The sequence below is a fragment of the Raoultella sp. T31 genome (assembly GCF_002806725.1).
Taxonomy (GTDB): Bacteria; Pseudomonadota; Gammaproteobacteria; order Enterobacterales; family Enterobacteriaceae; genus Klebsiella; species Klebsiella electrica.
In genome coordinates this window covers 39,068-63,607 of record NZ_PIBO01000026.1, presented here as the reverse complement: position 1 = coordinate 63,607, position 24,540 = coordinate 39,068, and the positions used below count along the sequence as shown (strand labels likewise).

Below are 24,540 nucleotides of genomic sequence, written 5' to 3'. Positions count from 1 at the left end.
TTCAAGACCATCACAGCGACTTTATTTATCCTCGACGTTTCTTGAACATTAAGGAATGTCATCATGTCTTTACCGGTAAATCTAGAACAAAAATTCTCTCTTTTCGAAACCCATTGGCAGCCAAAAGTCATTGCGCAGATGAACGATTATCAGTTCAAAATCGTGAAAATAGCGGGTGACTTTATATGGCACTCACATCCTGAAACCGATGAGGCCTTTATTGTAGTAGAGGGGGTATTGCGTATCGATTTTCGCGACGGCCACGTCCTCGTTAATCCGGGAGAAATCTACGTTGTACCAAAAGGTGTAGAACATAAAACGTCAGCCCAAATGACGGTAAAAATGATGATGATAGAACCCTGTGGTGTCCTGAATACTGGACACGAAGGTGGGGAACGAACCGCTGAAAACGATATCTGGATCTAGCTTGGGTTGTATCAGACTACCCGGCTGGCCGATCTGTCTGATAAACCACGACTACATAGATAACCTCAGGCTCAATACGAGCCTGAACGGCAGCTTTTCGCTCACCGTCGACTCTGTCATCTGGAAGGGATACGATTCCCTGACCCGCGAATACGGGGTTTGCCGGTCAATGATGTAAAAAACATACTAAGCAGGTAACTCATTGTTATATAAGTATTAGAACGGATTTTTTCTGAGACAACTATGGCACAAAGCCTGGCCTAATTTAATAGTCCACTTTGTGCTATTGCATACTGCTACGAAAGCTGAAAAACGCCAGCACTCCAGTATCCTTTTCCGGCACGGGTGTGTTCTTTCCATCCCAATGATGTTAACTCTTTCGCTATAAGCCGATTCATAATCCCGTGTCCCATCAGGAGGATTGGTCCATCGTGTTCTTTCGCATTATTGATCAGGATGTCAGCGGCTCGTCGGGCACGCTTTTTCGCCATAGATAGAGATTCAGCCTCTTTTGACATGCCACAAAGCCATATTAGACGAAAGAAAACAATCCAGCTAAAAGGAGATAGTCTGAGGACAGGTATACGATATATTGGCAGTTCAGCTTCCCTGAAAATGTCATCCACAATTTTAGGCTCTAAATTAAGTGTAGTTCCAGAGGATATTGCTCTGGGAAGGTGGCTACTTGCGGTCATCCGCGCCCTACGCGCGATTACCCGGCAGGCTTCGGGTGGTTGATTGTCGCTGATATCTGAAAGGTCGTAATGCTCGATCCATTCGGACATTTCATGGGCAGCTACTTTTTTTGTGTCGGTGAAGCCAGGTTTACCGTGACGCATTAGGATAATTTCCATATTTACTTTATCCGTTGTGTTTATACCTGAGAGGAAAATGGTAACAATCTCAGCTCCGCTTGTGTTACAAAATCACGAATTTTACTGATGATTGCAGGTTCCAGCTTGAATATCGCGCTTACATGATCGCCTGCACACCCGATTTACTGTAGCGACAGACATTCAGATTTATTTCTGTGATCCTTAATCTCCCTGGCAACGCGGCTCAAATGAAAATACAAACAGATTACTCAGACAGTATTTTCCAAAAGGAACTGACTTATCAGTTCACAGCCAACAAAGACTAAACAGTGTCGCCAGACAGCTCAACGAGAGGCCGAGAAAAACGCTAGACTATGAATCACCCGCAGAGCGGTTCAATCAATGTGTTGCATCCATCGGTTGAACTCACACTGTCTGATCCGAAGTAAGTAGCCGTTATAGGTCAAATCCCGGCTCAGCAGCCGGGATTTGACCATTCAACCCTGGTAAATGATTTTGTATTCATTTCCTGGTAACTGGTTTAATAAGCTGTTTCTTAACTTTTTATAATAAAAACAACCAACCATGTTAAATATAATATTCTTGATAACCAAAGAAATGCAGAGCCGATATTTAAATCTAGTCTTGTTAAGAAAACTTTAACAAAAAAGAAAGGATTTTCGTATTCAGTGTAATTATGAAAAAAATATTTTCCATATACAGCGAAGAGAAGAAAAGAGACTCCTCCAGATAAGTCAGCAAACAATTTCAAATCATCAAACTCTCTTCGATATTCTAGAAATGCTGCTGAAATATAACCCAGTACGAGAAAAATCAAGGCGATGTTTGAAAGCATCTCCTTCTTGAAAAACATAAAGTTAAAGTATAGCAACGCATCTCTACCTACTTTCGGTCCACCAAGTTTTTTATATACAAATATAAAAAAACATGCTCCCCATGCGGCTAAGAAGAACAACATAACTAGCGCTGATGTATTAAGCGCCATATCATTTGAAATCATGGTGGTAAATTTCCTTAGTAGTATCGCCGTTCAGTTCTATTTTTTCACCGTGAGGGGCAGTGGAAGAACCAGTAAAACCTATACTTGGCCCGACAGAGAAGGAAAAACCAATTCCATCTTTACCTGCAGACACTCCTACAGAGCCGGGACCAAAGCCGATACTGGTTGAATAGTCACGTCTCAAGTCCCCAAATACTCCAGGATAATATGGCCCAAAATCAATACCCATAGAGGCGCCAGCCTTCACACCAAACTCTGGTGTATAACCTGTAGAAACAGAAAGGTAATCATTATTAATCTCTGCTCCCCCCTTCATGGCAAGTCCCATACCACCGGAAACTTCAATTTTTCCATTAGGTTTAACTTTATACTCAACCCCCCATGATGGCCCCATATGTGAAGCATCAATAGCATTACTAATCTCTTCGGCATTTTTCCCATTTTGCGCTTGATCTAGTGCCAGAGATGCATCTTGTTGAACACGCGGAGGCACCAGACTTCCCCAGTTTCCTAAGTCATTATTTTCAAATGTATTTTTCCCAGTCTGCCCACCTGCTAAGACGCTGCTTGTATTTCCCCCGACAAGACCACCTGCCAGGCCGCTTGTCAGTGTACCCAGAGTACTAATGGTTTGTTTCTGGATCTCATTCAGTTTGCTGTAATCATCTGTACCATATAGCGCTTTCGCTATCACTGATGTTCCGATCGCTGCCGTGGCGGCACCCGCAGCGCCTGCTGCAGCACTATTTCCCTGTAATTCTGCCGCTATCCCGGCCATGATGGCATGAGCCATTACCCTGCTAGCTTCATCCGGCGCAAGCTGATGTATCTTTTCCGCAACATATGGTGCTGCACCTCCGGCAATGGCCTGAGCCATGTCCCCTCCCGCCAGCCCCTGCACGGCGGCGGTTGCCGCCTGAATCGCCTGCTGGACGCTGCTCCCGGTGCCCCATTGCTGCTGCGCGGCCTTATAGCCTTCGGTGGCGGCCAACTGAGCGTTATATTGCTCCCAGGCCTCCTTGCTGGCGCCTTGCTCCGGCTCGTGCACATCGTGGGCCGCCAGCTCGGCCTTGCCTGCGTTGATGGCGTTAATCTGTCCCTCGGTGCGCGCAATATCCGCCACCTGGTTACCAATCTCGCCAATCAGCTGGCTTTGCTGCAGGCGCTGCTGCTCCTTCTCTTTATCAAATATCGGCGACAGGGTCTGGCTGGCGTGCTCCACGTCGCGGCTGAGGTTCGCCACATCCTGCTGTTGCTTATCCTTATCCCGCACGATGATGGCACCCTCACTGACCGCCGCACGCGTGGTACTGCTGTCATGTCCTTCGTTGTTCCCGCCGGTCAGCAGGCCGTTGGCCATGTTCCCCGCGAACTGGCTGCCGATGCTGCCGCCGCTGCTGAACCCGACGCTCTGGTGTTCGGTTTTAAAACCGGCGCGGTTGTCGATATCGCCCCAGCCCAGCGTGCCGGTGTCGAGGCGGTTTTTATCTGCGGTGGCAGTGCTGCCAATTACCGCGCCATCCAGCTGCGTATGCCCGCCCACGGTGATGTCATACCCGCCTTTGCCGGCAAAGATGCCGGTCTGCTCCACCACCGAGTCGTAGTTGCTGTGCATCCTGTCCTGGCTGAGGTTGACGCTGGCGGAGCCGCTCATTGAGCCGAAGGTGAAGCTGCCTCCGGCGCTGGCGTTCTGCTGTCTGGAGTCGTAGCGGTCGCTGTCCTGCTCGGAGGTGAGGGTCAGGTTGCGGCCGATACCGGCGATAACCGTGTCCCCGCTGACCTGGGCGCCGGTGAGGGTGGTGTCGCGTCCGCTGTTGAGGGTGAGCCGGTTGCCCGCATCGACGGTGGTTTCGCTGTGGGTGGTGCCGGTGCCGCTTTCACTGCCTTTGCCCTTGTTGGCGCTGGCGGAGACGCTGATCCCCCAGCCGCCGGAGCCCACGCCAATCCCGACGCCGACTGTGCCGCCGTGGCTGTCGTTTTTGCCTTCAAGCAGCTGAGTGTTCTGCGCCGATTGTAAGGTGATATCGCGGCTGGCGGAGAGGGCCACGTCATTACCGGCTTTCAGCTGGCTGCCGGCGGCAGTCAGATCGCCTTCGCGGGCGCTGATGCTGAGGTCGCGGCCCGCCGTCAGGGTGCTGCCCTGGGCGGTGGTCTGCGTACTACGCTGGGTTGATGTCGACGACTGGCTGCCGTAGGAGAGGCTGATGCCTACGGTATTGTTGTTGGCCGGATCGTTGCCCTGGGCCGCATCCAGGCGGGCGGCCTGGCTGGCCTGTACGCCGGAGAGCGCCGCCTTCACGCCCTGCAGGGCCTGCAGACGGCTGTTGCCGGCGGACCGGGCCTCCTGGGTGGCCTGCACCACGCTGTTGAGGGCGCTGCCCGCCGTGCCGGAGAGGGCGAGGGTCAGGCCGGAGGTTTTCTGTTCGACCACGTGGGTCTGCTGACTCTGGTTTTCGGCGGCGGTGATGGCGACGTTTTTGCCGGAGAGGGCCATGTCGCGACCGGCGATCAGATCGGAGCCGTTGACCGTCAGGTTGTCACCCGCGCGCAGGGTCAGGTCGCCGTTGACGCTGCCGACGGTGCTGCCCGCCCGGGTGATATCCGCCCCGGTGTCGGTGGTTTTCACGCTCCGGGTGCCGTAGCTGAAGCCGATCCCGCCGGAACTCATCAGCCCCGATTTTTTCTCCTGCTTCAGGTGCTGCTCGCTGTTGTACTCATCCCGGGTGTCGATCCGCAGGTCGTTGCCCGCCAGCAGCGCCACGTCGCCGCTGCCGGCCACGCTGCTGCCGCGCACGGTGAGGTCGTTCCCGGCGCTGAGGCTGACGCGGTCGCCGTTGAGTTCGCTGCCCTGGGCCGTCTGCCGCGAGACGCTGTCCTGAGTGCGGGTGGTGGTTCTGGACAGCCAGCCGCTGCTGCCGGTGACCTTGTGGCGTTCGTCCAGCGTCTGGCTGTTTTCGCCCGCGTCCAGGGTGAGGTTGTTGCCTGCGCCGAGGTTCAGCGCCGCGCCGGAGGAGAGGGCGGCGCCGCGGGCGCTGAGGTCGTTCCCGGCGGCCAGGGTGACGTTGCCTTTGCCGGTCACCTCGCTGCCGGTGCTGCGGCTCTGGCTCTGGTCAAGGGTGTTGTCGGCGTTCCACACCAGGTTGTCGTGCCAGGCGGTGGTGACGTCGTTGAGCCGGATATCGCGCCCGGCCACCAGCTGGACCTCGCCGCGTTCGCCGCTGGCGACCACCTGCGCGCCGCCGAGGGTGATATCGCGGCCGGAGTGCAGCGTCAGTCTGCCGTCATCACCCTGAACGTAAATGCCGGAGACGCTGTCGAGGGTGGTGCGGCTGAAGCGGTTATCGCCGCTGACGCTCTGTGCGCTGGCGAGGGTGGTGGTGGTGTTGATGTCGCGCCCGGCCACCGCCAGCAGGCTGCTGCCGCCCTGGATGATGCCGCCGGTGTTGTTGATGTCGTTGCGGGCGTTCAGGCGCACGTCGTCGCCGAGCAGGGTGCCCGCCCGGTTGATGATATTCCCGGCGTCAAGCTGCAGGACGCGGCGGCCGTTCAGGGTGCCGCTGTTGAAGAGGTCGCCGTCGAGTCTGATGTTGACGTTATTCCCGGCAATCAGCGCGCCGGAGCCGTCGATGTCGCCCGGTTTGACTTTGGCGTAGACCTGCGGCACCAGCACGGTCTGCAGTGAGCCGTCGGGCATCTTCACGGTGGTGTTCACCAGCCAGACGATATCGCCGGTCAGCAGCGCCATCTGCTCGGGGGTCAGCGCCACGCCGCTCTTCAGGGCATACTGTTTGCCGAAGGTTATGCCCTGATCCATCAAGGCTTTAAACTGTGCTTCGTCGCTGGTGTAGCCGTCAAGGTAGCGCTGGCCGGTCAGAGCGATGACCTGCTCGCGGATCAGCCGCTGCTCGTAGTAGCCATCGCCCAGCCGTTTCAGCGTCGTGTCGCCGTTGCCGACCAGCGCCTGCTGCATATAGTCGCTGCCAAGCCACTGTTTCTGGTTAGTGAAGCGCGGATCGGTCTCCACCAGATAGGGGACGTCGCTGGCGGGATTAAGCGTAAACAGGCTGTTATCCGGCAGGGTGGTATTCGGGCCGACTATGCGAATCGTCCCTTGTGCGGGCGTGACCTCAAACTGCTGGCCCGCGGGCGGCGTGACCGGCTCGCCGGGCGAGACGGTGTGCTGACCGGCGACGGCGCCCGCCACGCCGATGGCCGCCGCCGTGCCCTGCGGGGTCAGCGGCGCAATGGTGAGCGGCGTGCCCTCGACGCTGCCGCCGCTGATCAGTTGCCCTGGCTTCAGGGCGATACTTTGAATGTTGGTCGGCGGCGTATAGTCAGTACGGTCGCGGCCCTGCTCATCGCCCCCTTTGTGGCGAATGCGGTAGTAATGGGTGGCGCTCCCGACGTCGGTGGTTCGCCGCTCGCCCGGCACATCGTCATTTTTCACCTCCTGCAGACCGGCTATCGCCAGGGTGCCACCAGCGATGACCTGGCTTTTGTCGTTCAACAGGCGGTCGCCGGTGAGGGTTATATTGCCGCCGGCGAGGATCTTCGCCGGGTCGGATTCGAGGATCCGCGTCTCTTCCACCGTGCGGGTATAGTCGAACTGGTTGAAGTTGTCGTTATTACTCCCGGTGTCGTCCGGGGTGTTGAGATTGCGCAGGCCATCGGCGGAGTTACCGTCGACAAACACCCCGTTGTCCGTGGCGTTCCAGCGGGTAGGGGAGCCGGTATGCTGATATTCGGTCACCTGCTGCTGAGAAACGGTGACCAGGCCGATGGTGAAGCGATCGTTGATGTTGTTAATCTGCCCGGCGGCGAGGGTCATATCGCCTGCCGATTCAATGGTCGCGCTGTGGTTGTTGATGGTTCCCGCCCGGCCGCTGGCCGCGCCGTTATCCGCCAGTGCGCCGCCAATCAGCAGATCGCCGCCGCTGTAGATTAACCCGTGATCGCGGTTGTTCAGCGTCTGCACGCCGAGGTCGACGCGCTCGCGCCCGGCGAGGGTCGCCGCCGTACCGTGCTCTGCCAGGTTATTGAAGGTGAGGGCGTTGACGCCAATCGCATTGCCGTAGATGCGCCCGCTGCCGCTATTGGTGAGAGTATCGGCGTTAATCCGCGTATAGCCGCCGTCAATCAGCCCGGTGTTGAACAGCGTGTCGCTGACATTAAGGGTGTTTTGCCCGGCATTAATTTCGCCGTTTACCCCGTTGTTCAGGTTGCGGCTGGTAAGGTCGAGACGGCTGCCCGCCAGCAGCTTACCGCTGTTGACGATATCCCCCGCGGAGGTGAGCGTGAAGCGGCCGTTGGCGACCATCGTGCCGCGGTTATTCAGCGACCGTTGGCTGCTCAGCGCCATATCGCCGAGCGACAGCAGCTGGCCGTCGCCGTCGAGCGTATCCGCCTCGATGCGCAGTAGCTTGCCGGCTTTCACCGTGCCATCCTGGTTAAACAGCGCCAGTTTATCGCCGCGAAGATCCACCGTCCCGGAGGCCGCCAGCCCGCCGTTGCGGTTGTTGAGTTCGCCGCTGTTGCGCACCGTCAACGACTTATCGGCCAGAATTATCCCGTGCTGGTTATCGAGCGTGTCGGTGGTGAGCGCGATGTTTTGTGCCTCCAGCCCTTTATTGTCGCCGGAGGTATGCTGGTTGATCAGGTTCAGCGCATTGAGCGTTAAGGTCGCGCCGCTGCGCATCAGCCCGGAAATGTTGTCCACGACGCCGTGGGCGCTGTCGATCAGCAGATCGCCGACGCTCTGAATCTCGCCGCCGCCGTTTTGCAGGCGCTGAGTATGCAGGCTGGCCTGTGCGCTGCTGATAATGCTGCCGCCGCTGCGGTTGCTGATGTCGTCGGCGGTTAACGTCAGGCTATCGCCGCTCTGGATCAGGCCGCGGTTATCATTGATCACCTGCCTGCCGTTAACGCTCAGCGCCCGCTGTGCCGCCAGCTGGCCGCCCTGATTATCCAGCCGGTCGGCGCGCAGAAGGGCGTCTGCGCTGCTGACCAGGGTGCCCTCGCGGTTGTCGAGGGCGGTGACGCCGATGTTGAGCCCGCCGCCTGCGCCGACAGTTCCGTGAGCGTTGTCCAGCGTGCCGCCGTTCAGCGTCATCGCGCCCTGCGCCTTCAGGCTGCCGTTCTGGTTGAGGAAGGTGCTGAAGCTGGCGTCCAGCGCCTGGGCTGTGGCGAACTGGCCGTCGCGGTTATCAACCTCGCTCCCTTTGAAGGTGAGCGGGCCGCCGCTGGCGAGGAACCCCTGCTGGTTGTTGAGCGCGCCGCTGCGAATAGCCAGCGCGCTGTGCGAGTACAGTGAACCGGACAGGTTGTTGAGCAGGCCGTCGGCGAGCGCCAGCGTGGCCCCATCGGCGACGATAACGCCCTGCTGGTTATCCAGCCCGGCGGCGTTGAGCGTCTGCGTTTTGGCCGCCTCAATACGTCCCTGGCGGTTGCTGACCGCCTGCGCGCTGCGGATGTCGCCGCTGCCGGTGGCGGCGGAGATCAGCCCCCCATCATTGTTGAGCATCCCGGCGTCGATCCGCGTATCGCCTGCCGCCGCGAGGGTGCCTTGACGGTTATCCAGCGTTGCCCGGGCGTGCGCCGTCAGGCTGCCGTGTTGCGCCGCCAGTACTTTCCCACCCTGATTATCAACAGACTGCGCGGCGAGCTGAATATCGCCATTGGCGGCAATCTCCCCCTCCCGGTTATCGATGTTGCCCGCCAGTTTCACCGCCAGGGCGCCGTCGCCGGTCTGCACCAGTTTGCCTTTGCGGTTCGACAGATGCTGAGCGGAGAGGGTTATCGCGTCGGCGCTGAGCATGCCGCCGTCGTTGTTGAGCGTTTGACCGCTGCGCAGGGTCAGCGCGTTGGCATTGACCTGGGCTGCGGACGTCGTCAGGTCGCCCGCGCCGCTGTCCAGCGTGACCTGCCGGGCCTGGGTCCGGCTGCCGCTGACGTCTATCCCCTGGCCGCTGGCGCGCAGGTTTCCGCCCGCCAGCGTCTGGCCGTGGGCGCTCAGTTGGCCGTCGGCATGCAGCCGCAGGTCGCCGCTCTCCGCCAGCTTACCGTCGCTTTTTACCCCGGCGGCCAGCACGCTGTTTTTCGTGCTGGCGAGGCTTGCCGCCTGAATATCCACATCACGACCGGCGGTTAGCGCGCCGCTGTTGCTGAATTCGCCGGCGGTGCGGACGGCGGCGTCTTCGCTGGCGCGCAGTGTGCCGCTGTTTTCAATACGGCCGTCGGCGGTGAGGGTCACGCTCCCGGCCTGGGCGCCAATCGCCCCGGCGTTACGCACCCCGACGCCGCGCTCGGTGCCGACCATGCGGATTTTACCCGCGTACATGCCGCCGAGGCTGGCGACATCCACCGCCAGCTGCGGGCGGGTTGCCGGGTCATCGCCGGTTTTTTCGATGCGTTGATGGGCGGCATCCACCCGGTTGCGCCCGGTGGTGACCTGCAGATCCTTCGCCCACAGCCCGGCGTTAACCTTCACCGAGCGGGCGATAATATCGGTGTAATCGGCGGTCGAGCTGTCCATCCCGGCGCCTTCGATAGTCACTTCGCCGCGTTCGACCTGATAGCCGGTGAGATTGCCGTTGGTGAGCTGCGCCTGGCCGGTGGTCAGCGTGGCGCGATTGGCATTGATAAAGCCGCAGCCGTTACAGGTAATACCGGACGGGTTGGCGATGACGACCTGGGCTTTTTTCCCGGCCACTTCAATCATCCCGTTCAGATGGCTGGGGTCGCGCGAGTTAACCTCGTTAAGAATGACCTTCGCTTCGCCTTTCGCCAGCCAGGGGTTCCCCGCCACCATTCCGCCCAGCTGGGTCTGGACGTTTTGATGCGAGTTATTGAGGATCGCCCCCTGCTGGTTGACGTCGAACTGGCTGTACGTATTGTGCGATACCCCGGCGGCCGACGGGGTCTGAATATTGACCTGCGGCGTACCGTTGGCGCTTTGCATTACCGTGGGCTGCTGATTATTCGGCGCCCCGGCATCGGCGACGATATTGGCCTGCGCCGGCTGTATCACGCCCAGCGCCAGCCACAGGCTGAAGCTGATGGTGCTGACTTTGCCGCACAGCTGGCGCGGGAGGACTCCCGGCGCGGAGGAGCGTGCGGAGCCCGCGCGGCCGGAACGGGCGATATCCGCCACCACCATCAGCATGCCGCGCGCTTTGTTGAAGACAATACGGTAGAGGTTCTTATTCATGGTTTAGTCCTTTAAACGCTTCCGGCAGGTCGACGGCGAGCGGGTGAGCCTGCCGCCAGCTTCTGGCCTGTTCGCGGCTGACGCGGCGGCCGTGGAACATCACCACCCGTTTACCGCGCTGTGCGCCGCGGTGATACAGCGCCCGCGCGCAGTGATCGGCAAAGATGTCCTGGCGCATCAGGGCGTTGATGGCGGCGGTATGACCGAATGGCGCGATCCAGTCGCAAAACCACATCCGGTCGCCGCTGTTCCAGTCAGCCTCCGCCATGTCAATCGCCGGGCGGGTGAGATAGCGGGCTTCTGACTCCGGGTTGAGCCACGCCCAGCTGAGGAAAAATACCGGCCGTTCGTTTTCAATAATCAGCACATACTGGCGGCGCTTGATAATCGGCAGCAGCAGCGTGGGGAGGGCGTGCAGCGGGGCGTCCCGGTGCATCGGCGAGTGCATCCACAGCCAGACGCTGGCCCCCAGTACTTCGGCTTCGTTGTCCGTGCCGCCGAGCATCAGCGGCGCTTTAATTTCGTATTGTCCGACGCGCATCACCAGCTCCAGTTGAGGTTGAAGCCCAGGCAGACGGCGCTGGTGTGGAACCCATCCGGCTTCGACAATGGTGTTGCGGCGAACAGGTCATAGCCGGTGCGCAAGGCGTTGCCGCGCACGCCGATAACGCCGCCCGCCAGGTGTTGGCCGATCAGGTAATCAGAGCTGTAGCCGCCGACTTCACCGTAGTCCGCCCCGAGGTAGAGTTCCTGATTCTCCAGCGGCGTACGCCACGCCAGATCGTTGCGCACGTACCAGCCGTGGCTGGCATTGAGGGTGCGCTCGCCGTCGAACCCGCGTACCGTCCAGCGGTTGCCAATGGCGAACTGATCCTGCGGGGTGAGCGGGGTGTTGCTGATCTGGCGCAGATACTGCACGTTGTAGCGGAAATTCTGGCGGCCGAGGGTAAATGGCAGGTCGAGCTGGGCGTTAAGTTGGGTGATTTTGCTCAGCGCGGTGGCGTCGCCGACGAACTCTTCCGGCGCCGGCTGCGCGCCAAACCAGCGGGTGCCGCGCTGGTAGCTGGCGCCGACGTCAAGGACAGCCTGGCCGATATAATGACGATGCTGTAGCCCCACGCGCCAGGCTGCCGTCTGGCGACGCTGTACGTTGACTTCGGTATCGTCGATGTAGTTGCGGCTTTCGCGCGCCAGCACATCATAGGTAAAGGTCGTCTTCTGCGTCCCGCTGCGGTGCAGGACCCGGCTTAGCTGTACGTCGAGGTTTTTACTTTTGCCGCTGTAGCGGTAATCGCTGTTGAGGCCAGCCACCGTCTGGTGGTAGTCGTAGTCGCTGCCGGTTACCCCCAGCATCCAGTAGCCGTACGGTACCGAATAGTGGCCGACGTAGTTGCGGCTTTTCTTGCCGCCGTTATTGTCGAGATCGTGGCTGGCGGAAAAATAGAGCAAATCGCTGAGTGAAAAGGGATTATCAAGTGACAGTGTCACGCCTCCCTGATAGCGGCCGGTGGTTTCGGTGCCGGAATCGTCCAGCGACAGCCCCAGGCGCCACATCTTCGCCTGCTTGCGGGTAATAACGATATCGCTCTCGCCGGGATTGTCGCCGGGCACAATTTCCATACTGGCCTCAACCGTGGGCAGGCGCTGGAGGTTTTCCAGCCCCTGTTCGATATCGCGCAGATCGAGCAAATTGCCCTCATGCGCCGGAAAGGCGCTGTACAGCCGGATATAGTCGTCGCTCTGCTCCGTCAGCCGTACATGGCGCACGTAGCCTGGCACAATCGTCAGTTTCAGCGTCCCGCTTTTCAAATCCTGCGAGGGGGCCAGCACGCGGGTGGTTATCCAGCCATGATCGACCAGCCGGTTTTGCAGAGTGCTCATCAGCAGGTTAATCCCTTTGCCCCCCAGACAATGCCCCTGCGCCTGGTCGGCGATGCGCTGCAGCGGCAGCCAGCGGGGGAGCGCTTGCTGGCCGCTTAACGCCACGCGGTGGATGGTAAAGCAGGGCGTTTCCGTCGGGAAGGGAATTTGACCGAAGCCGGAGGCGGGCCCGGACAGTCGGACGTCCGGCGTCGGCGGCGTCAACTGTTGCTCCAGCGCCTTCTGCCGCTGCTGCTGAATAATAAACTGGTCGTCAGAGCTTGCGGCGTGGGCCGGTAGCAGGAAAAACAGGCCGATCGCCGAGGCGATCGCTTTGCAGGGTATTGCTTCGCGGCTCATTGGCATCCTTGCAATGTTAGAAAATGAACAACTGTGAATTTGTGTAAAATTGTTCAGCTATCGTCAAGGAAAGGGAATTAGGCTTATTCCGAAAACGCGATCGTTCCCGTCGCGAGAGGTGGGGAAATAAAATTAATCTAATTTATTGTATTTTAATTTAAAACTATGAAGTATCGCGCTTTTTTTCGCGCCGCGGATGGGGGCAGAACTACCAGAAAAAGCACCGCAGGCTGCAGAGGGTGCCGTTCGTAGGAGAAAAGGGATAAGAATTTACCCGAAACCATACCCGGCTGCGGGCTAGTGCATCCCGCCTGGCCTCGACGCCGTTGAACGGCGGGCAATCAGCGCCACAATGCGCCAGAGTGTGAGCAGGCTGGCCCGGCAAATGCCGCGAGCCGCCCCGTCCGGCGGCCCATGACCGGTGGAAAAGCGCCGGTCATGGGGGAACGCGAGTTATTGCAACGCCGCCAGCTCATCTGCGGTCAGGGCAACGCTCTGCACCGTACCCGATTCCGCCGATCGTACCGCTGCTTCTAAGACCGCCATTACCGCCAGCGCCTGTAGCGGCTGGACCGGATTCTCTATCTTGCCGGTTAGCGCATCGCGCACATTAATATAGTACTGGCGCTGGTCGCCCTGTGGGGTGGGGATTTCGCGCGGCTGCGAGCTGGCATCAAACACCACCAGATTGTCGTCATCATGTCCCCAGCTTTCGCTGCCCGGAACCACCCCGGCCAGCAGCTGGCTTTCCTGCTGGTCGGCTCGCGATTTCACGACGCTGCCCCGGTCTCCGTGGACGGTAAAGCGCGATACGCCGCCGGCCACCAGCATGCTGCAGTGCAAAATCACCTTATGCTGCGCGTAGTTTAAGACCACATGCGCCCAGTCATTAATCTCCGCGCCCTGGCGCAGGGTGGCGATATTGCCCTGTACCGACTGCGGCAGGCCGAACAGCTGTAAAGCCTGATCGATCAGGTGCGGCCCCAAATCGAACCATAAGCCGCTGCCGGGGACATTTTGTTCTCTCCAGCGCACGCGAACTTCCGGGCGGAAGCGGTCAAAATGCGACTCAAAGTGCTTAACGTTGCCGATAAGCCCTTGTTCGATAACTTGTTTAATGCCGAGGAAATCGCTGTCCCAGCGACGGTTGTGGAAGACCGAAAGCAGCCGCTGTTTCTCTTGCGCCAGCGCAATCAGCTCGCGCGCTTCCTGCATATCCAGGGTAAACGGCTTATCCACTACCACATGTTTCCCGGCATTCAGCGCCAGCTTGGCTAACGGGGCATGGGTGGCATTAGGGGAGGCGATCACCACGAGGTCAATATCCGGGTGTTGAACGGCCTGTTCTGGCGAGCCGATGACGGTGACATCCGGCAGGTCGCGCTTCACCTTCTCTTCGTCGCCGGACGCCACGACCGCCAGCGTGAGACCTTCCACTGACTGAATCAGCGGGGCGTGAAACGTTTTGCCGACGAAGCCATAGCCGATCAGCGCAATATTCATGTTTTTACCTTCACCTGCGATGACTTTATTCATTACCCTCTCCACGTTATTGAGCGTCAGCAATGTTGACCTGCAGCGCGCCAGTATCCCCGAGTTCTTCCCAGGGCTTGTCTAAAAATAACTGATGTATGTCTGTCAATTCGGCCACCAGATGCGGCTCGCAGTGGTTCAACTTCAGATGATCGGCCACCAGCCAGTGCCCGGTGCTTGCCGCCAGCATCGCGCGTTTAATTTCAGCATCGGCCTCCTGGCTGGCGCTTAAACCGAGTTGCGCATGGATGGCGCAAGCGCCGAGGATAGCGATATCGGCGCGATAGCGCGCCAGCAAGGCCAGAGTGGCGCTGCCGGCAAACAGTCGCTGCCGCGCATCCCATGTTCCCCCCAGCACGATCAGCTGGATATCCGGGCGGGTGCTGAAATGCGCGGCAATATCTAATGACGGGGTGATGACCGTCATCGGGCCTTGAATCTGGCTAGCGACGGCCAGAACGGTACTGCCGGCATCTAAAAAGAGGGTCGAACCGGCGGGTATTTTGCTGGCGACCATACGGCCTAAACGCTGTTTAGTCTGCGGCAGCAGGGCGTTTCTGCCCTGACGGTTCATCGCGGAAATATCGAGCGCGATTGCGCCGCCGTGGTTCTTCTGCGCCAGCCCCTGCTTTTCAAGATCGGCCAGATCGCGACGCAGGGTGTCTGCGGAAACCTGCAGCTTTTCTACCAGTTCGCTGATGCTGACTTGCCCATTTTCACTAATAAGTTCAACCAGGTACTTTTGTCTGGCGGTTTTATGCATGGTGATGAAATCCTGCAAAATGCTGCAATAACTCGCATAATACAGCATTTCGCAGGAAAAGAAATCTTCCTTGCACCGCGTCGAGGAGCGCAGCGCAGGCGCGGCCCGAAACGTTGTCAGGGGCGGCTTGCAAAACGGCAACAGCGGTCTACGCTTATCCCTGCGCATAACAATCAAGGAGATAAAACATGTGTACACATTTGCACGACAACGCGCGTCGGTACGCAGAAGAGAAAAAATGAGCGGCGCCAGCTGGCCTGCCATCCTGCCGCCATTCATTCTGGCGCTGGTTCATTCAGCGGGCCGGACATACTCTTGTGAAACGCACTCATCACCCGCCGTCGGCGGGTTCTTTTTTCCCATTTTTACCCCCGCTTTTCATTAGTAAATTCAGCGCCCTGCTGACTTTCCCCCTTGATTAACCGATGCGTCAGGCTAGACTAGCAAAAATAAGTACTGACTGACGGAGGTCCGGTGGACGCCATTAAGGGATCGGAATTGAACGTGCCGGATGCGGTTTTTGCCTGGCAATTCGACGGGCAGGGCGGAGTCAAGCCGCTGACTGACAGTGATGCTATTGATAAGGATCACCCCTGTTGGCTGCATCTGAACTATACCCACGCCGACAGCGCCGAATGGCTGGCATCGACGCCGCTGTTACCCAACAGCGTCCGTGATGCGTTGGCCGGGGAAAGTACCCGTCCTCGGGTCACCCGGGTGGGCGACGGGACGTTGATTACCCTGCGCTGCATCAACGGCAGTACCGATGAGCGGCCGGACCAGCTGGTGGCGATGCGTCTGTATATGGACGAGCGCTTAATCGTCTCCACCCGCCAGCGTCGGGTGCTGGCGCTGGATGATGTGCTCGGCGATCTGCGTGAGGGCACCGGTCCGGTGGACTGCGGCGGTTGGCTGGTGGATATTTGCGATGCGCTGACCGACCACGCCAGCGAATTTATCGAGCAGCTGCATGACCGGATTATCGACCTCGAAGATAACCTGCTGGATCAGCAGGTGCCACCGCGGGGGTTTCTGGCTCTGCTGCGTAAACAGCTGATTGTGATGCGCCGCTATATGTCACCGCAGCGCGATGTTTACTCCCGTCTTGCCAGCGAACGCCTGCCGTGGATGAATGACGACCACCGCCGCAGAATGCAGGATATCGCCGACCGACTGGGGCGCGGCCTGGATGAGATTGACAGCTGTATTTCCCGAACGGCGATTATGAGCGATGAGATTGCCCAGATTATGCAGGAGGCGCTGTCGCGGCGTACCTATACGATGTCGCTGATGGCGATGGTGTTTCTGCCCAGCACCTTTTTGACCGGTCTGTTTGGCGTTAACCTCGGCGGGATCCCCGGCAATGCGTGGCATCTAGGCTTTTCTATTTTCTGCATAATGTTAGTCGTTCTCATTGGCGGTGTTACATGGTGGTTGCATCGTAGTAAATGGTTGTAAATAATCGTTTTTCATTGCCGCCCGTAGCGCGAAAACCCGGGAATGTTTGAGCGAAATCAATAAACCGTCTACCCATTCGGGGCAATATCTCTCTCGCAGGTGAATGCAACGTCAAGCGATGGGCGTTGCGCTCCATATTGTCTTACTTCCTTTTTTGAATTACTGCATAGCACAATTGATTCGTACGACGCCGACTTGATTAAGTCGGCTTTTTTTTGCTCTCTGGTTAGCAGCTTCTACGCTTAATGGGTGTACCCGCTGACTACCGGGAGAGCCAATATGCGCTATCAGCCCCTGACATCGATCCCTGTTCCGCCAGAACCTAACGATCCCATACCGGTGCCCGATCCCCGACCGCGGCCGCATCCGTTACCCGATCCGCCGCCCGATGATGAGCCGATTAAATTGTCGCATCGCAGGCGCAGATCTGCGAGGATACGCGCCTGCCCTTTGTGTGCCTGTTAATTCGAGAAAAAATTGTGACCGCTTTTTCAAGACTGAACGTTTTACCCGCAGCCCAGCTCGCCAATCTCAATGAGCTGGGTTATCTCACGATGACCCCTGTGCAGGCCGCCGCCTTGCCCGCGATTCTGGCGGGTAAAGATGTGCGCGTGCAGGCCAAAACCGGTAGCGGTAAAACAGCGGCATTTGGTCTGGGGCTGCTTCAACACGTCGATGCGACCCTGTTCCAGACACAATCTCTGGTACTGTGCCCGACCCGCGAGCTGGCCGATCAGGTCGCGGGTGAGCTGCGTCGTCTGGCGCGCTTTTTACCGAATATCAAAATTTTGACCCTCTGCGGAGGCCAGCCTTTCGGCGCGCAGCGCGATTCGCTGCAGCATGCGCCGCATATCATCGTCGCCACCCCAGGTCGTTTACTGGATCACCTGCAAAAAGGCACCGTGTCGCTGGATGCGCTGCAGACGCTGGTGATGGATGAAGCTGACCGGATGCTGGATATGGGCTTCAGCGAGGCCATCGATGAGGTGATCCGCTTTGCCCCGGCTGAACGCCAGACGCTGCTGTTTTCCGCCACCTGGCCGGAAGCGATCGCGGCGATTAGCGGACGGGTGCAGAACCATCCGTTAACCATTGAGACCGATTCCGTCGACGCGCTGCCGGCAATCGAGCAGCAGTTTTTCGAAACCTCCCAGCGCGGAAAAATCCCGCTGCTGCAAACGCTGCTCAGTCAGCATCAGCCGGCCTCCTGCGTGGTGTTTTGCAACACCAAAAAGGATTGCCAGGCGGTTTGCGATTCGCTGAATGCCGCAGGGCAGAGCGCACTGTCGCTGCACGGCGATCTTGAACAACGCGATCGCGATCAGACGCTGGTGCGCTTTGCCAACGGCAGCTCTCGCGTGCTGGTCGCCACCGACGTTGCCGCGCGCGGCCTCGATATTAAATCGCTGGAGCTGGTGGTTAACTACGAGCTGGCCTGGGATCCGGAGGTTCATGTGCACCGTATCGGCCGTACCGCCCGCGCCGGTGAGAGCGGTCTGGCTATCAGCCTCTGCGCGCCGGAAGAGGCGCAGCGCGCCAATATCCTGGCCGAAATGCTGCAGCTGAAGCTGAACTGGGTGAACGCGCCGACCAACGGCACCATCAAACCGCTTGACGCTGAGATGGCGACGCTGTGTATCGATGGCGGGAAGAAAGCGAAAATGCGCGCTGGCGATGTGCTTGGCGCATTGACCGGTGATATGGGCTTTGACGGCGCCGATATCGGCAAGATTAACGTCCATCCTGCGCATGTTTATGTAGCGATTCGCCAGGGCGTCGCGCAGAAAGCCTATAAGCAGTTGCAAAACGGCAAGATTAAAGGCAAAAACTGCCGCGTCCGCCTGCTGAAATAAGCGATGACAAGGCGTCTCAGAGGCGACTCTGAGACGCGTGAGATTACTTCACTTCCACCACGTTCAGACGCAGTTCATCCAGCGGCGCGGCATCGTCTTCCGGCTGCCAGCCGGCAGGCTGCAGCGGGATCTCTTCCCGGTCAAAGGCCAGATCGCCGCCGTCAACCACGGCGGAATTGTGGTTAATCCCTTTAAAGTCAAACAGGTTAGTGTCGCTCAGATGAGACGGCACCACGTTCTGCATGGCGCTGAACATGGTCTCGATACGGCCAGGATAGCGTTTATCCCAGTCGCGCAACATATCGGCAATGACCTGGCGCTGCAGGTTAGGCTGCGAGCCGCACAGGTTGCACGGAATGATCGGGAAGCCTTTCGCCTGCGAAAAACGCTCAATGTCTTTTTCGCGGCAGTATGCCAGCGGGCGAATCACGATGTGTTTACCGTCATCGCTCATCAGCTTCGGCGGCATACCTTTCATTTTGCCGCCGTAGAACATGTTCAGGAACAGCGTCTGCAAAATATCGTCGCGGTGATGGCCGAGGGCAATCTTAGTCGCGCCCAGTTCACTCGCGGTACGGTACAGGATCCCGCGACGCAGGCGCGAACAGAGCGAGCAGGTGGTTTTGCCTTCAGGAATTTTCTCTTTGACGATCCCGTAGGTGTTTTCTTCGACAATTTTATACTCGACGCCCAGCTGCTCCAGATATTCCGGCAGAATGTGCGCGGGGAAGCCCGGCTGTTTCTGATCGAGGTTGACCGCGACCACTGAGAATGAAATCGGCGCGCTTTTCTGCAGGCTGCGCAGGATTTCCAGCATGGTGTAGCTATCTTTACCGCCGGACAGGCAAACCATAATCCGGTCGCCGTCTTCGATCATGTTGAAATCGGCAATGGCTTCGCCGACGTTACGGCGCAGGCGCTTTTGCAATTTATCGAGGTTGTACTTTTCTTTTTTGCTAATTTCTTGATTTTGCAGCATTTAATAATAGCTCAATTCATAGTGTGGCACACGCACGCTGCTCGCGGCACGGCGGATAATCGCAATTAATGACGTTGGACCTTGATGAGTCTCAGTCTGTGGCGTGTATGGTACGGATTCGCGGTGGGGATGTCAGCACATTTCAGGTAGTTTAGCCCGACAGAGATTGAGATAAAAAGCCCGCCATAGCGGCGGGCTGAAGGGGATTAACGCACAACCAGTACGGAGCAGTCGGCATGACGAACCACGGCCGCGGCGTTGGAGCCGAGCAGATAGGTCGTAATATCCGGGCGGTGAGAGGCGATAATCACCAGCTCAGCCGGCAGCGTTTTCGCCAGTTCCAGAATGTTATCCTTCGGCGAACCTTCCTTAACATGGAAATGCACCCGGTCTTCAGGAATGGCGAACTGGGCGGCAATCTCTTTCAGGCGCGTTGCCGATTCTGCTTTAAACTCGTCCATCGGCGGTAGTTCGGTGGTATAGGCCATCCCCAGCGAGGCGTAATAGGGAAGGGATGGAATCACGGTCAGAAAGTGTACTTCGGCATCATCAATGCGCGCTTCTGCCTCAACGTGACTGACAACACGCTGCGTTAATTCCTTATCAGAAATATCAATAGGTACAAGAATGATTCTGGCCATAAAACCTCCTGTTTAAGTAACCTCTTAAAGGGTACGTCATTTTGCGGTGCGATGTACCTTGACGGGTCACATTTTCGCGTTAGTCACCCGGTGTTCGGTAAATTTCCCTTTGATGACGCCATCATAAAAACGCCCTTTGGACACCACCTGCAAAAAATGGCGATAGATGCGCTCCGGCACCTTCTCATAACGCAGCGTGATATCGCCGTGAAAGCGGATTTCGAGGAGGCCAGAGGCTTCGTCATAGGCGACGGAGGCGATTCGGGATGATTTTACAGGTTGATGTTGCATGGCAGGCGTCCTTTACGACAAAGCTTTAGTGGCAATATATCATTTATCGGGTAACGGTTTTAATACGCCAGGTATATTGTTTTGATTTGATTGATGTTGCCGGCTCCCGCCTGTCCGCGCGGCTAAGTCCGCACCAGCGGTGCTCAGGGGCGCCGTGACTGAGATAAACGTTGTCCTTCTGGCCCTGGAAACCGGCTTTCGAGCCGACAGCGGGGGGCATATTCTGCGTGGATGAATAAAGCGTCATCATGTTGAGATATTTAACACGGCTTTCATCGTCAGCGGACCCGATCGGGATTTTATTTATAACGCGCTGGGAAAGTTGTCGATGGATTGTTATTTCGCTGGCCGGATTAATGTTCGGGGAGTGTAGCCAATGACGGGATAATAACAAATCTCTTCACTCATGATTAGGGTTAAGATGTTGATAAATATGGTTTAAATTGGCTTTTTTAATGTGAGTGATAAAGTCGTTCCGTCAAAGTTATAGTTTCTATGAATATATCAAGCCGAAGCATGACAAATAAAAATTATACATCGTGACATGAAGGGTGTATTCTGCGCGCGTTAGATGCCTTTTATTATTGTCAGCTTTTATTATGATCGTCACATATTATATTCACGCATGATATTTTTTTGACGATAGAAATGACAAGCCCGAATGAATATTCGGGCTTTTTTTATGGCTACGCTTAAAGGAGCGGGTTAACTCTCGGTTGCTGGTTTCTCCGCTTTGCCAGCCATCCGGGCCAGGAAGTCATAGCGTTTTTGCAAATCCTCCGCCGCATCTTTCCACAGCTGCTCCGCGACTTCAGGCTGCTGGGCATTGAGGCGCCGGAAACGTTGCTCGTTAAGCAGCGTTTCGGCCAGCGCGTCCGATGGCGGGCGAGAGTCCAGCGCCAGCGGCAGTTTGCCTTCATCCGCGCGACGAGGGTCGAAGCGGTACAGCGGCCAGAAGCCGGTGGCGGTCAGCTGACGCATCTGATCGTGACTGAGCGCCAGATCGTAACCGTGCTCTTCACACGGGCTGTAGGCGATAATCAGCGACGGGCCAGTATAGGCCTCCGCTTCCTGAATCGCTTTCACCGTCTGATTCAACTGTGCGCCCAGCGAAATTTGCGCCACGTAAACATGCCCGTACATCATCATGCTGACGCCGAGGTCCTTACGCGCTTTGCGCTTGCCGTGCTCGCCAAACTTGGTGACCGCGCCGAGCGGGGTCGCCTTCGACGCCTGGCCGCCGGTGTTGGAGTAACACTGCGTATCGAGGACCAGAATGTTGACGTTTTCTGTCAGGCTCAGGACGTGGTCGAGACCGCCGAAGCCAATGTCATAGGCCCAGCCATCGCCGCCGATAAGCCAGATGGATTTCTCAACCAGCGCATCGGCATCGGTTAAGAGCTCCTTCGCGCCTTCTTCATTAGCCAGAACTTTACGCAGCTCGGCTACCTGTTCACGGCGCGCCTCCGGCGTGGCGTCGGCATGCAGCGCGTCGTTCAATGCGGGCGGCAGCTTGTCGGCAAACGTTGACAGCAGGCGCATCACGCGCTGGCGGTGCTGGTCGACGGTTAAACGGAAGCCGAGGCCAAATTCGGCGTTGTCTTCGAACAGCGAGTTCGCCCACGCCGGGCCGCGGCCGTTGGCGTCGGTGGTGTACGGGGTAGAGGGCAGATTGCCGCCGTAAATGGACGAGCAGCCGGTGGCGTTAGCGATCAGCATCCGATCGCCGTACAGCTGGGTCAGCAGTTTGATATACGGCGTTTCGCCGCAGCCGGAGCAGGCTCCGGAATATTCAAACAGCGGGCTAATCAGCTGCGAGGTGCGAATATCAATGCGCTCCAGAGTGCTGCGGTCGATCTCCGGCAGGTTGAGGAAGAAGTCGAAGTTGACTTTCTCCTCTTCCACATGCTCAAGGCGCGACATCATGTTGATGGCCTTGATGTCAGGGTTCTGCCGGTCTTTTGCCGGGCACACTTCTACGCACAGGTTACAGCCGGTGCAATCTTCCGGCGCCACCTGCAGCACATATTTTTGCCCGCGCATATCGCGCGATTTGACATCCAGGGAGTGCAGGCTGGCCGGCGCTGCGTCCATCGCTTGCGGAGGGACAACTTTGGCGCGAATCGCCGAGTGCGGACAGGCGGCGACGCAGTGGTTGCACTGGGTACACAGCTCCTCTTTCCAGACAGGGATCTCTTCGGCGATATTGCGTTTTTCCCAGCGCGTGGTGCCCATCGGCCAGGTGCCATCCGGCGGCAGAGCGGAGACCGGCAGCGCGTCGCCGAGTCCGGCCAGCATGGCGGCGGTGACGGTTTTGACAAAGTCCGGCGCGGCGTCGGAGACCACCGGCGGGCGGTTCGGGCTGGAGGCATCGACCGGGCGCAACGGCACTGCGGCCAACGATTCGCGCGCCAGCGCCAGCGCCTGCCAGTTGCGTTCAACCAGATCCTGGCCTTTGCTGCCGTAGCTTTTCGCAATGGCGCCCTGCAGTTCGGCCAGCGCGCTGTCGCCCGGCAGAATTTGCGTTAAGTGGAAGAATGCCATCTGCATGACGGTATTAATTCGCGCGCCGAGGCTACACTCCCGGGCAATCTTCGCGGCGTTGACGATATAAAAGCGCGCTTTTTTCTGATTCAGCGTCGCCTGTACTTCCTGCGGCAGGCGCGACCACACTTCATCGGCGCCGTAAGGCGTATTGAGCAAGAAGATCCCACCGGGCTTTAAACGCTCAACCATTTGATATTTGTCGATAAACTGGAGCTGATGGCAGCCAACGAAATCGGCCTGCGAGATCAAATAGGAGGAACGAATCGGTTTCTCGCTGACCCGCAAATGCGACACGGTCAAACCGCCGGCTTTTTTCGAGTCATAGACAAAATAGCCCTGCGAGAACCACGGCGTGGAGTTGCCGATAATTTTGATATTGTTTTTCGTCGCCGATACGCTGCCATCGCTGCCGAGGCCGTAGAACAGCGCCTCCAGTTTGGCTTCTGACGACAGGGTGTTCTCCCCGAGCGGCAGGGAGAGATTGGTCACATCATCGTAAATGCCGACGGTGAACCGCGGTTTGGGTCGGGCTTCGCGTAATTCATTGAAGATAGCCAGCACGCACTCCGGGCCGAACTCTTTGGATGAAAGACCGTAGCGGCCGCCGATGGTGCGGGGCAGGGTTTCACGTTCGCCGCGGTTAAAGGCTTCCGCCAGCGCGGTCATGATATCCAGGTACAGCGGCTCGGCATGGGCGCCCGGTTCTTTGGTGCGGTCGAGAACGGCGATCGCGCGCGCGCTTTCCGGCAGCGCCTCCAGCAGATGGGCGGCCGAGAAGGGACGATAGAGGCGAACTTTGAGAACGCCGACTTTTTCGCCGCGGCTCAGCAGTTCGTCTACCACCTCTTCACAGGTGCCGATAGCCGAGCCCATAATCACAATCACCCGTTCTGCCTGCGGATGGCCGTAAAACTCGAACGGTTTGTACTGGCGGCCGGTCGCGGTGGCGAAATCATTCATCGCCGTTTCAACGTGATCATAGACCGCGTCGTACCAGGGGTTTGTGGCTTCGCGGGACTGGAAATAAGTATCCGGGTTCGCCGACGTGCCGCGGATCACCGGATGTTCCGGGTTCAGCGCGCGCAGACGGTGCGCGTCAATCTCGTCCTGAGGCAGCAGGCTGCGAATCGTGTCATCCGCCAGCGGGGCGATTTTATTGATTTCATGCGAAGTGCGGAAACCATCGAAGAAATGAATAAACGGCACCCGGCTCTTAAGCGTGGCGATATGGGAAATCAGCGCAAAGTCCTGAGCTTCCTGGACGTTGCTGGCGCACAGCATGGCGCAACCGGTCTGGCGCACGGCCATGACGTCGGAATGATCGCCGAATATCGACAGCGCGTGGGTGGCGACGGTACGGGCGGCAACGTGCAGAACAAACGGCATCAGCTGACCGGCCAGTTTGTACAGCGTTGGGATCATCAGCAGCAAACCCTGCGATGAAGTAAAGGAGGTTGAGAGCGCGCCGGTCTGCAGCGCGCCGTGTACGGCACCAATCGCCCCGGCTTCCGACTGCATTTCGACAACGCGAGGGACATCGCCCCACACGTTTTTCAGCCCGTTACCCGCCCAGGCATCCGCCTGTTCCGCCATCGTTGAACTGGGCGTAATCGGGTAGATGGCGATAACTTCGCTCGTGCGAAACGCGACTGAAGCGGCCGCGCCATTACCGTCGATAGTAATCATAAAAGACACCCTAACATTGCGCAAAAGAAGAGACCTGACAAACGGCTACAGGTCCTGTAATTATAGCGGCTAGTATACGGGCATTATCTATACCCTTGAAG

15 protein-coding genes and 1 pseudogene are annotated in these 24,540 nt (G+C 57.9%); 5 read left to right on the top strand and 11 right to left on the bottom strand.

What is annotated here, in order from left to right; all coding sequences use genetic code 11:
• Positions 1 to 63 precede the first annotated feature (63 nt).
• Complete coding sequence (locus CWM52_RS17195) at positions 64 to 426, top strand: cupin domain-containing protein (protein ID WP_100685201.1); 363 nt, start codon at positions 64 to 66, stop codon at positions 424 to 426.
• A 296-nt stretch (positions 427 to 722) separates the two neighbouring features.
• On the opposite strand, the gene CWM52_RS17190 is transcribed toward CWM52_RS17195, so the two are convergent.
• Positions 723 to 1,280 carry a histidine phosphatase family protein gene (locus CWM52_RS17190; RefSeq protein ID WP_227521310.1) on the bottom strand — a complete coding sequence of 186 codons (558 nt, stop codon included), beginning with the start codon at positions 1,278 to 1,280 and terminating at the stop codon, positions 723 to 725.
• A 133-nt stretch (positions 1,281 to 1,413) separates the two neighbouring features.
• Between CWM52_RS17190 and CWM52_RS17185 the strand changes: the two are divergent.
• A pseudogene (locus tag CWM52_RS17185) lies at positions 1,414 to 1,665 on the top strand (IS30 family transposase); the annotation flags it as partial.
• A 132-nt stretch (positions 1,666 to 1,797) separates the two neighbouring features.
• On the opposite strand, the gene CWM52_RS17180 reads toward CWM52_RS17185, so the two are convergent.
• From CWM52_RS17180 to CWM52_RS17155, 6 genes are all read right to left on the bottom strand, one after another.
• Positions 1,798 to 2,262: a hypothetical protein gene (locus CWM52_RS17180; protein WP_100685200.1), complete on the bottom strand. Its 465-nt coding sequence runs from the start codon at positions 2,260 to 2,262 to the stop codon at positions 1,798 to 1,800.
• Positions 2,249 to 10,468: a polymorphic toxin type 25 domain-containing protein gene (locus tag CWM52_RS17175; RefSeq protein WP_100685199.1), complete on the bottom strand. Its 8,220-nt coding sequence runs from the start codon at positions 10,466 to 10,468 to the stop codon at positions 2,249 to 2,251. The genes CWM52_RS17180 and CWM52_RS17175 overlap by 14 nt, the downstream gene beginning before the upstream one ends.
• Positions 10,461 to 11,009 (bottom strand): toxin-activating lysine-acyltransferase, encoded by a 549-nt coding sequence (locus tag CWM52_RS17170; RefSeq protein ID WP_100685198.1) that lies wholly within the window; start codon positions 11,007 to 11,009, stop codon positions 10,461 to 10,463. The genes CWM52_RS17175 and CWM52_RS17170 overlap by 8 nt, the downstream gene beginning before the upstream one ends.
• Entirely contained in the window at positions 11,009 to 12,688 is a 1,680-nt protein-coding gene (locus tag CWM52_RS17165) for a ShlB/FhaC/HecB family hemolysin secretion/activation protein (protein ID WP_206057721.1), read from the bottom strand. Before CWM52_RS17165 ends, CWM52_RS17170 begins: the two co-directional genes overlap by 1 nt.
• Before the next feature lie 453 nt (positions 12,689 to 13,141).
• Complete coding sequence (locus tag CWM52_RS17160) at positions 13,142 to 14,224, bottom strand: oxidoreductase (protein ID WP_100685196.1); 1,083 nt, start codon at positions 14,222 to 14,224, stop codon at positions 13,142 to 13,144.
• Between the two features lie 13 nt (positions 14,225 to 14,237).
• The gene (locus CWM52_RS17155; RefSeq protein ID WP_100685217.1) at positions 14,238 to 14,984 is read right to left on the bottom strand and encodes a DeoR/GlpR family DNA-binding transcription regulator; all 747 of its coding nucleotides are present in this window, start codon (positions 14,982 to 14,984) and stop codon (positions 14,238 to 14,240) included.
• 474 nt (positions 14,985 to 15,458) lie between these two features.
• Between CWM52_RS17155 and zntB the strand changes: the two genes are divergently transcribed.
• The 3 genes from zntB to dbpA all read left to right on the top strand — a co-directional run bounded on the left by zntB (position 15,459) and on the right by dbpA (position 18,295).
• A complete protein-coding gene (zntB, locus tag CWM52_RS17150; RefSeq protein ID WP_100685195.1) occupies positions 15,459 to 16,442 on the top strand; it encodes a zinc transporter ZntB in 984 nt (327 codons plus the stop codon).
• A 279-nt stretch (positions 16,443 to 16,721) separates the two neighbouring features.
• A complete protein-coding gene (locus CWM52_RS27025) occupies positions 16,722 to 16,907 on the top strand; it encodes a hypothetical protein (RefSeq protein WP_100685194.1) in 186 nt (61 codons plus the stop codon).
• A 14-nt stretch (positions 16,908 to 16,921) separates the two neighbouring features.
• Positions 16,922 to 18,295 carry an ATP-dependent RNA helicase DbpA gene (gene dbpA, locus CWM52_RS17140; protein WP_100685216.1) on the top strand — a complete coding sequence of 458 codons (1,374 nt, stop codon included), beginning with the start codon at positions 16,922 to 16,924 and terminating at the stop codon, positions 18,293 to 18,295.
• 43 nt (positions 18,296 to 18,338) lie between these two features.
• Here the strand turns inward: dbpA and ttcA are convergent, their stop codons facing one another.
• The 4 genes from ttcA to nifJ all read right to left on the bottom strand — a co-directional run bounded on the left by ttcA (position 18,339) and on the right by nifJ (position 24,439).
• Positions 18,339 to 19,274 (bottom strand): tRNA 2-thiocytidine(32) synthetase TtcA, encoded by a 936-nt coding sequence (gene ttcA, locus CWM52_RS17135; protein WP_100685193.1) that lies wholly within the window; start codon positions 19,272 to 19,274, stop codon positions 18,339 to 18,341.
• A 206-nt stretch (positions 19,275 to 19,480) separates the two neighbouring features.
• Positions 19,481 to 19,915, bottom strand: coding sequence for a universal stress protein UspF (gene uspF / locus CWM52_RS17130; RefSeq protein WP_100685192.1), 435 nt, complete (start codon positions 19,913 to 19,915; stop codon positions 19,481 to 19,483).
• 66 nt (positions 19,916 to 19,981) lie between these two features.
• On the bottom strand, positions 19,982 to 20,206 hold the full coding sequence (locus tag CWM52_RS17125; RefSeq protein WP_100685191.1) for a KTSC domain-containing protein: 225 nt from the start codon (positions 20,204 to 20,206) through the stop codon (positions 19,982 to 19,984).
• A gap of 705 nt (positions 20,207 to 20,911) precedes the next feature.
• The gene (gene nifJ, locus CWM52_RS17120) at positions 20,912 to 24,439 is read right to left on the bottom strand and encodes a pyruvate:ferredoxin (flavodoxin) oxidoreductase (protein WP_100685190.1); all 3,528 of its coding nucleotides are present in this window, start codon (positions 24,437 to 24,439) and stop codon (positions 20,912 to 20,914) included.
• Positions 24,440 to 24,540 lie beyond the last annotated feature (101 nt).

Excerpts from the sequence above, each read along its gene's own strand:
- CWM52_RS17195 (WP_100685201.1), top strand. The coding sequence starts at position 64 with ATGTCTTTACCGGTAAATCTAGAACAAAAATTCTCTCTTTTCGAAACC.
- CWM52_RS17190 (WP_227521310.1), bottom strand. The coding sequence starts at position 1,280 with ATGGAAATTATCCTAATGCGTCACGGTAAACCTGGCTTCACCGACACA.
- CWM52_RS17180 (WP_100685200.1), bottom strand. The coding sequence starts at position 2,262 with ATGATTTCAAATGATATGGCGCTTAATACATCAGCGCTAGTTATGTTG.
- CWM52_RS17175 (WP_100685199.1), bottom strand. The coding sequence starts at position 10,468 with ATGAATAAGAACCTCTACCGTATTGTCTTCAACAAAGCGCGCGGCATG.
- CWM52_RS17170 (WP_100685198.1), bottom strand. The coding sequence starts at position 11,009 with ATGCGCGTCGGACAATACGAAATTAAAGCGCCGCTGATGCTCGGCGGC.
- CWM52_RS17165 (WP_206057721.1), bottom strand. The coding sequence starts at position 12,688 with ATGAGCCGCGAAGCAATACCCTGCAAAGCGATCGCCTCGGCGATCGGC.
- CWM52_RS17160 (WP_100685196.1), bottom strand. The coding sequence starts at position 14,224 with ATGAATAAAGTCATCGCAGGTGAAGGTAAAAACATGAATATTGCGCTG.
- CWM52_RS17155 (WP_100685217.1), bottom strand. The coding sequence starts at position 14,984 with ATGCATAAAACCGCCAGACAAAAGTACCTGGTTGAACTTATTAGTGAA.
- CWM52_RS27025 (WP_100685194.1), top strand. The coding sequence starts at position 16,722 with ATGCGCTATCAGCCCCTGACATCGATCCCTGTTCCGCCAGAACCTAAC.
- ttcA (WP_100685193.1), bottom strand. The coding sequence starts at position 19,274 with ATGCTGCAAAATCAAGAAATTAGCAAAAAAGAAAAGTACAACCTCGAT.
- uspF (WP_100685192.1), bottom strand. The coding sequence starts at position 19,915 with ATGGCCAGAATCATTCTTGTACCTATTGATATTTCTGATAAGGAATTA.
- CWM52_RS17125 (WP_100685191.1), bottom strand. The coding sequence starts at position 20,206 with ATGCAACATCAACCTGTAAAATCATCCCGAATCGCCTCCGTCGCCTAT.
- nifJ (WP_100685190.1), bottom strand. The coding sequence starts at position 24,439 with ATGATTACTATCGACGGTAATGGCGCGGCCGCTTCAGTCGCGTTTCGC.